We start from the raw sequence: 7553 nt of genomic DNA on the forward strand, positions 1-7553 counted from the left end.
AGCTTATAGTATCAAGGGATTCGCGAGTTCATTCATCTTTCTAAATGCTGTTTTCTTACTTTTTCAGCAAGCCCTAATTATTAATCTGTAGATACAAGGGGCGGGTTCACCAACAATATCTGCCAGTAATTGACAATCTCAAAAACCCGCCCGGCCGGGATATTAGGTTCAATAGATCGTCCATGATATCGATCGCTTCTAGGCTAGTCGCAAACTACCTTCTAGAGCAATAATTTAATCCTCTCAAATCACTTCTGCATCCTGTGTTGCTTGAGAACTTTAGCGGGACTGACAAATGAAATGCCCTGAGAAAAAGAGGTACTAATCATGACAGCTTCAATGACAGGCTCATAAACCGTTTTTTCTGCAACCCACTCCACAATAAAGTTTGCACCTGACCCTCCACTTGTATCATTTGCTGCAATGAAAAAATCTGTGGAAGCAAGCGGCTTGAGTTCTACAGGACTCTTAATATCCTGCCTGATCAATTGCCCATCGGTATCGTAGTAACGCACAGAAGTGATAATAATCGAATTCGTCAGATCCGTATTGCGGATACTGAGCGTGGCTGACAACTCCATCACATCATCCTGGCTATTGTAGTGATAAATATGCGAGTAAATAGGGACATATAGGGTTTGTCCCATCACAACTTTTGTTTTATCTAACGTGACCGATCTCAGTGAGGTTTCACGTTTTGTATTAGGTTGTTGCCTTTGTGAGGTAGTTTGGTCTGAACAAGAGGTAATGACGATCGCGGCGATCGCCCAATAAGCCCAGAAATGCTGTTTCAGCTTCATCGAAATCCATCCAAATACACCACATACATTGCAGTTACGCCTAAAGCAGAGTGAACCTTCTCTCTCGTGTGAGGCGGCTTAGCGATAAGGTTTGAGCGGCAGTTCAATCTGAAACGTTGAGCCTTTGCCCACTTCACTCGTCACGTGAATTTTTCCACCGTGGGCCTCGACAATCTGTTGGACGATCGCTAACCCCAGTCCAAATCCACCACTATCGAGCGATCGCTCAGTGTCCACCCGATAGAAGCGATCGAAAATATAGGGTAAGTCCGATTCTGGAATGCCGATGCCCGTGTCTAGTACCTGAATGATTGCCCAGCCTGGATGGGAAATTAAGCGTAATTGTACCATTCCGCCAGCAGGCGTGTATTTACAGGCATTGTTGAGCAAGTTTTCGACTACCTGCCGCAGCAAATCAGGGTCAGCCCACAATTCGCTCCGTTGCTCAGAGGGTTTGTAGGTTAGTTTGAGGTTCTGAGATTGTGCAAGCGGAGCGAACTCGGTGGCTAAATTGCTCAGCAGATCGTTGAGATTGAGCAACTTGAGCGATTCAGGCACAAGCCGTCCTTGATGACGGGCTAACAGCAGCAAATTATTCACCAGCAGTCCCATTGATTTCGCACTGTCTACAATGTTTTCCAAGGGGGGGTGGTAGCGCGAGTCATCAGTCGCAATCATTAACCCAAGCTGGGCATTGGTGAGGATAGCAGAGAGGGGCGATCGCAACTCGTGAGAGGCATCGGCTGTGAAGCGTTGAAGCTGCTGATAGGCTTGCCGAATCGGTTGCATGGCCAGCCCGCTGAGAAACCAACCTGTGAGGGCAATTAAGCCCAGTGTCAGCGGGACAGCGAGAGTTAGCACAATCTGAAGCTCAGTGAGCCTGTTTTGAGTTTCTGTCAGGGGAGTTGCAACCTGAAGATAGCCAAGCACCCCGGTTCTGCCTTCGACTGGTAATGTCACCTGACGCAGCCAAATATCTTTTCCCACAAGTGGATCGGTCGATCGAACTGTGAGATAACCAAAGGGCGTATTTAACTGCTCTGGGGAAGGAGTCCCAAAAAAACGAACGAGCCGCCTTTGTGCGTTAAACCAGCGCACGTAAATCAGATCTTCTGCAAGGGGATGAGACCCACTGCCTAACAAGGGGACATGACTCAGATCGACCTGGTTCTGGTTTTGGCGAACTTCATAATACACGCTGGCAGCCATGACTCTAGTTTTGTCATAGAGCAGTAGGTCAAGGGCCTCTAGTTTATCTTTTACCTCAATCTGGTAAATCACCCCCGCAAACAGCACGAGAATGCTTCCCATTGAGAGGGTAAACCAACGAGCCAAATTGCGACGACTTTGATTGAACACGGCTTCTCTTCACGATCGTTACTTTTCAGGGGAAATGAGGCGATAACCCATACCGTAGATGCTCTCAATCCAATCGGCGGCCCCTACAGCCTGCAAACGTTGGCGGAGTTTGCGAATTAGAACCGCGATCGCATTGCTCTCTGGTTCAGTGCCCCATTCCCACACGCCTTGTTCAATCTGATTCCGAGTCAAAACTTGACGGGAATGACGCATAAAATACTCCAACAACTGAAACTCGCGACTGGAGAGGGAAACGGTTGCACCTTGTCGCTCAACAGTCAGAGTATCCAGGTGGAGGTGCAGATCCTCAAGGCTGAGCGTATCTCCTTGCCAAAGGGGCGATCGCCGTCTTAATGCCCGAACTCGTGCCATGAATTCAACCAAATCGATCGGTTTCACCAGGTAATCATCTGCACCTGCATCTAACCCGGTCACTTTTTCAGGCGTGGTGTCTCTTGCCGTGATCATCAAAATCGGAGCTGTTTTCCCTGCCGATCGATACTGACGACAAAGATTTACCCCACTGATATGTGGCAACATCCAGTCCAAAATCAACAAATCGTATTCTTTTTCTGATAAAAGCCACTGTGCCGTCTCTCCATCTTTTACCCCATCCACGCTATGTCCTGCTTGAGCTAGTACCGTTTGCAGCGGCATCAGTTGCTTTGGGTCATCTTCCACCAGCAAAACTCTCATATCTCGGCTCGCTTCCTTCGCAGCTTGCAGTTTTCAGCATTAGAGTTTGAGGCGATTCGCGCATCTTCTTTAAGCTAGATTTTAGGATAGAGCAAGTTGTATTAAACTGCAACAAGATAGTAGGAGCCTCAGAACAGATGGGAAAGAATAGCTGATGATTAGACGTTGGCTAAAAGCATCAGGCGCAGAGTTTTGGTTGCCGTTGCCGTTTGTGGCGATCGCGTTTTGGTTTGGCTCGACTTTCCTAATGGCTCAAGAATTACAACAACCCCAGATCGCAAACAATAAACTTCAGGCAGATACCCAGCTTAAAGCAACGGTGTCTGTCAATATATTGCTGATCAACGCGGTAATTAACCGAAAACAAGGAACAACCCAGGTTGCGGTAGAAACAGCAGAACCAATTTTGAAGCGATTGGAATTAAAATTGCCAATGACTGACGCAACCCAGATAGAGACAGCGATCGCGCAAGAACTACAGTTATCGCGTCAAAATGTTCGCCAGTTAGTCCGTTACGAGATCGTGGAATAAGTTTATTGTTTCAATATGGCGATCGCATCCAGTCAAATAAGGTTGGCAAATCCATAGGTTTCCTGGCTGCGATCGCGCAATTCCTCAAGCGGCAAGAAGCGCCAAATGCTCTTGCCACTTCACCGTTAGGAACTACTGAATGACGATTTGGTTATCGATCGAAATATTGGGTGCAATTTGCCGAGCAATTTGTTCTGCCAATGCTTTTTGTTCTGCCGTTTTAACGCGCCCTGTTAACACAATCGAATTATCCCGATCGTCTGCGTCCAAATCGAAGGGCTTGAGGGTGCCATCGGAGTCTAAGGCATCTTCAACGCGATCGGCAATATCGTCAATGTCTTGATTCTGAGCCGTCTGTGCGGTCGTGGTTGCAGTCGCAGGAGCGGTTGGAGCAGTCGTATTTTCAGTTACAGTTGTGGGAGCAGAAGTAGATGGAACAGTTGTCTGTGAAGTATTGGGCGGGTTGCAAGCAGCTAAACCCAAAATTGCAACTGTGCTGACGCTGATTCCTTTTGCAAATAGCATTGATAATTGCATATTCTTGTCTGTTTTGTTTGTTTTGAAACGCAATTTTGCCGATAAACCTCAGCATGAAGTATTTCATCATCTCAACTTAACAAGTGAGTGTCCGATAGTTCATCCATCAAAAGTAATGCTTTTTACAACCCGATTAAAGACCGCAATAAATCAAATCCAGTAAACTAAGGTTTCCAAGTTCACAAGCTATCTCAATCCGTTCTCTGCGTAAGTATATGGAGCAAATGTGATCCAAATGTGAGTAACAGAAATCAGTCGATCATTTTTCCCTCACATTCATCAATGACGCTAGAAACAAGACGAAACAACAGACAAGCACTTGGCTTGACAATAAGCGTTATTTATGAATGCAACGAATGTAGAGAAATTACTAGAACACTCTTGGCATCACCTCTCTGTCGAGAAAGTGGCTCGGCTTTTAGAGAGTGACCTTGAAATAGGGCTATCTTCCAATGTGGCAGCAGAGCGGCGCGAGATCCTCGGCCCCAATCAACTAACGCCTCCGAAGCAGCAAAGTGCCTGGTTGCGATTTTTTCAGCAACTGAATCAGCCACTAATATACATTTTGTTAGCCGCTGGCATAGTAACAGCATTTCTGAAAGAGTGGATTGATTCAGGGGTAATTTTTGGGGTTGCTCTGACGAACGCCACCATTGGTTTCCTTCAAGAGTCAAAGGCAGAAAATGCGATCGCAGCTCTGGCAAAATCAGTTACCACCGAGGCAACTATTTTCCGCCACGGTCAAAAGCAAGTGGTTTCATCCAGCGAACTGGTTCCTGGCGATCTCGTCTTGCTGTCGTCTGGCGATAAAGTGTCTGCGGATCTGCGACTGATCGAAGTCCGTGACTTACAAGTCGATGAGTCAGGGTTGACGGGAGAATCTGTCCCGGTGGAGAAAAACTCCCAGGCGGTAGAGGCAGACGCTCCACTGGCCGATCGCACGAACATGGCGTATACCGGAAGCCTGGTAACGTTTGGACAGGGACGCGGACTCGTCGTCAGCATTGGTGACATGACCGAGACGGGACACATTTCCCAACTCATGCAGCAAAGCACCGCGTTGGAAACCCCACTGAGTCGCAAAATAGACAAATTTAGCACAACCTTGCTCTATGTCATTCTAGGTTTGGCTGCCTTCACCTTTGCCGCAGGCATTGCCCAGAGATTTTCTTGGGTTGAGGTGTTCAAGGCATCTGTGGCGCTTGCAGTCAGTGCAATTCCTGAAGGCTTACCCGCGATTTTAACGGTGACACTGGCGATCGGGGTTTCCCGAATGGCAAAGCAACACGCCATTATTCGCAAACTTCCGGCAATTGAGACGCTGGGCAGCACAACAGTGATTTGTTCCGACAAAACTGGAACCTTGACAGAGAATCAAATGACTGTTCAAGAGATAGATGCCGGTGGAAAGCGATATCGGGTTAGCGGTGGAGGATATGCACCAGACGGGGAAATTTCTGTAAATGGACACTCCGTTGATTTGGCGAACGCACCTGCTTTATATGAATGCCTGCAAGCAGGATTGTTGTGCAACGATTCGCATCTAGAAGTGCAAGAGGGAAACTGGACTGTAGTCGGTAGTCCAACGGAAGGGGCGTTGGTTGCGGTAGCCCAAAAAGCGGGGTTAATTACTGAGAAACTGGAGGAATCGTTTTCCCGGCTTGATACACTGCCGTTTGAATCTCAGTTTCAATACATGGCAACCTTACATGACGATCGTCCAGAACGGTTGATTTATGTCAAGGGTTCAATGGAAGCAATTCTCAAGCGGTGTCGCCAAATGCTCGATGCACAGGGAGAGGCGAGCTCCCTCAACCCCGTGCCGATCGAGCAAGCCGTGGAGAGAATGGCGAAAAAAGGGCTACGAGTTCTAGCACTTGCCAAGAAAGTTGTACCCGCTTCTCAATTGAAAATTGAGCATTCTGATATTGAGCAAGGGTTAACTTTTCTGGGGCTGCAAGGCATGATCGACCCGCCTCGCCCCGAAGCCATTCAAGCGATTCAAGCCTGTAAGTCTGCTGGAATTCAGGTCAAGATGATTACGGGCGATCATGCCAAAACAGCAGCAGCGATCGCGCACCAAATGGGACTAAATCAAACCCAAGAGGCTCCCGTTTTTACCGGTCAAGAACTCGCTCAAATGAATCAGCAGGAATTAGCCAATGCTGTTGAACAAAGCTGCGTGTTTGCTCGTGTAGCGCCAGAACAAAAGCTCCGCATTGTCGAAGCACTTCAGTCTAAGGGCGAGATTGTGGCGATGACTGGAGATGGAGTTAACGATGCTCCCGCCTTGAAGCAAGCTGATATTGGGGTAGCGATGGGCATCACGGGCACTGAAGTCACAAAAGAAGCCGCAGATATGATTCTGACGGATGACAACTTTGCTTCGATCGAGAAAGCAGTTGAGGAAGGGCGCACGGTTTATAAGAATCTGCTGCGGGCGATCGCCTTCATCCTGCCCGTGAATGGTGGCGAGTCCATGACCATCTTGATTGCCGTACTTTTGGCAACCCCGCTACCCATTTTGCCAGTACAAATTCTCTGGCTGAATATGGTCAGTTCAGTTACGTTGAGCTTACCGTTGGCATTTGAGCCACCCTCTCCCGATGTCATGCAACAGCCGCCTCGACCCGCTAACGAACCGCTGCTGTCTCGCAGGCTGATCGCCCGGATTCTGACAGTTTCACTCTTTAACTGGATTGCGATCTTTGGGATGTTTGAATGGATCGTCCAAACCACAGGCAATGAAGCTCTAGCCCGGACGATGGCAATTCAAGCGTTGGTTGCCGCAGAAGCTTTTTATCTGTTAAGCATTAGCCGCTTTGTTCCGGGGATCGTCGCGAAGTTACGCGGTAAAGATGAATCGGTTGGCTACGCGGTAGCGATCGGTATTGGGAGCGTTTTCATTCTCCAATTCCTGTTTAGCCAATGGGGTATTATGAACCAGCTATTCGACACTGAAGCCTTAAGCCCGATGCAGGGTTTGATTTGCGTCGGATGCGGACTGCCCATGATTGCTCTTTCAGCGTTGCTGAAGCGTTTTGCACCTCTTAATTAGGTTGCTTTTGTGGGGCGTTAGTTCCGATTGTCTTTCTACACAGCCCTCAAATTTACGCAGTTAAATATTCAATTTTTCTCGTGATTTCCCAAAATTTCAAGCACGCGATCGGCTTATTTTATAACCGTCGAGACGCAAAACAGGTGCTAGTTGAGTTAAAAAACATAGGATTTCCCATGCACAAGATTTCAGCGATTACCAAAACTTCTGACACTAATGGTGGTTTAAATAATCAAGGTGTCCAGCAACCTTCAATGACAAGAGCAGAAGGTGCAAAAGCAGGCGCGGTCTTAGGAAGTATAGGAGTAGGTTCACTAACCTTGATTGTTGGACTCAGCAGCCTGCTAATTCCTGGTGTTGGTCAAGCATTAGCGGTGGAAAGCCTTTTAACAACTTTCCTCGGAAGTGGAATTGCCGCAACTGCTGGTGGTCTGTATGGCGCACTTCAAGGATGGTTGGTGCCAGAGGAACAAGCAAGAATTTACAAGGACTGATTTAACTACCAGCCGGGAAGTCCCTCGGTATATTCAGAGGGGATAAATCTGAGCGCTGCGCGAAGTACCCCGAATGA

The 7553-nt window shown here is 47.8% G+C and carries 8 protein-coding genes; 4 read left to right on the plus strand and 4 right to left on the minus strand.

Annotated features, from left to right (window positions below; genetic code table 11):
- Window positions 1-248: 248 nt before the first annotated feature.
- From QUB70_RS30690 to rppA, 3 genes are all read right to left on the minus strand, one after another.
- The gene (locus QUB70_RS30690; RefSeq protein WP_332985511.1) at window positions 249-800 is read right to left on the minus strand and encodes a DUF3124 domain-containing protein; all 552 of its coding nucleotides are present in this window, start codon (window positions 798-800) and stop codon (window positions 249-251) included.
- Between the two features lie 78 nt (window positions 801-878).
- Entirely contained in the window at window positions 879-2159 is a 1281-nt protein-coding gene (locus tag QUB70_RS30695; RefSeq protein ID WP_332985512.1) for a sensor histidine kinase, read from the minus strand.
- Window positions 2160-2177: 18 nt separating this feature from the next.
- Window positions 2178-2855, minus strand: coding sequence for a two-component system response regulator RppA (gene rppA, locus QUB70_RS30700; RefSeq protein WP_332985513.1), 678 nt, complete (start codon window positions 2853-2855; stop codon window positions 2178-2180).
- A 154-nt stretch (window positions 2856-3009) separates the two neighbouring features.
- Here rppA and QUB70_RS30705 point away from each other — a divergent pair, with 154 nt between their 5' ends.
- Complete coding sequence (locus QUB70_RS30705; protein ID WP_332985514.1) at window positions 3010-3387, plus strand: hypothetical protein; 378 nt, start codon at window positions 3010-3012, stop codon at window positions 3385-3387.
- Between the two features lie 5 nt (window positions 3388-3392).
- Window positions 3393-3530 carry a hypothetical protein gene (locus QUB70_RS30710; RefSeq protein WP_332985516.1) on the plus strand — a complete coding sequence of 46 codons (138 nt, stop codon included), beginning with the start codon at window positions 3393-3395 and terminating at the stop codon, window positions 3528-3530.
- Here the strand turns inward: QUB70_RS30710 and QUB70_RS30715 are convergent.
- Window positions 3520-3912 (minus strand): BON domain-containing protein, encoded by a 393-nt coding sequence (locus QUB70_RS30715; protein ID WP_332985518.1) that lies wholly within the window; start codon window positions 3910-3912, stop codon window positions 3520-3522. The two genes, QUB70_RS30710 and QUB70_RS30715, sit on opposite strands and share 11 nt — an antisense overlap.
- 355 nt (window positions 3913-4267) lie before the next feature.
- On the opposite strand from QUB70_RS30715, the gene QUB70_RS30720 reads away from it, so the two are divergent.
- Window positions 4268-6982 carry a cation-transporting P-type ATPase gene (locus QUB70_RS30720; RefSeq protein WP_332985519.1) on the plus strand — a complete coding sequence of 905 codons (2715 nt, stop codon included), beginning with the start codon at window positions 4268-4270 and terminating at the stop codon, window positions 6980-6982.
- 80 nt (window positions 6983-7062) lie between these two features.
- Window positions 7063-7476 carry a hypothetical protein gene (locus tag QUB70_RS30725; RefSeq protein ID WP_332985521.1) on the plus strand — a complete coding sequence of 138 codons (414 nt, stop codon included), beginning with the start codon at window positions 7063-7065 and terminating at the stop codon, window positions 7474-7476.
- Window positions 7477-7553 lie beyond the last annotated feature (77 nt).

The sequence above is a fragment of the Microcoleus sp. A003_D6 genome (genome assembly GCF_036702825.1).
Taxonomy (GTDB): Bacteria; Cyanobacteriota; Cyanobacteriia; order Cyanobacteriales; family Microcoleaceae; genus Microcoleus.

Bases quoted from the DNA above. Each gene is read 5' to 3' on its own strand.
- QUB70_RS30715 (WP_332985518.1), bottom strand. From the start codon at position 3,912: ATGCTATTTGCAAAAGGAATCAGCGTCAGCACAGTTGCAATTTTGGGT.
- QUB70_RS30720 (WP_332985519.1), top strand. From the start codon at position 4,268: ATGAATGCAACGAATGTAGAGAAATTACTAGAACACTCTTGGCATCAC.
- QUB70_RS30690 (WP_332985511.1), bottom strand. From the start codon at position 800: ATGAAGCTGAAACAGCATTTCTGGGCTTATTGGGCGATCGCCGCGATC.
- rppA (WP_332985513.1), bottom strand. From the start codon at position 2,855: ATGAGAGTTTTGCTGGTGGAAGATGACCCAAAGCAACTGATGCCGCTG.
- QUB70_RS30705 (WP_332985514.1), top strand. From the start codon at position 3,010: ATGATTAGACGTTGGCTAAAAGCATCAGGCGCAGAGTTTTGGTTGCCG.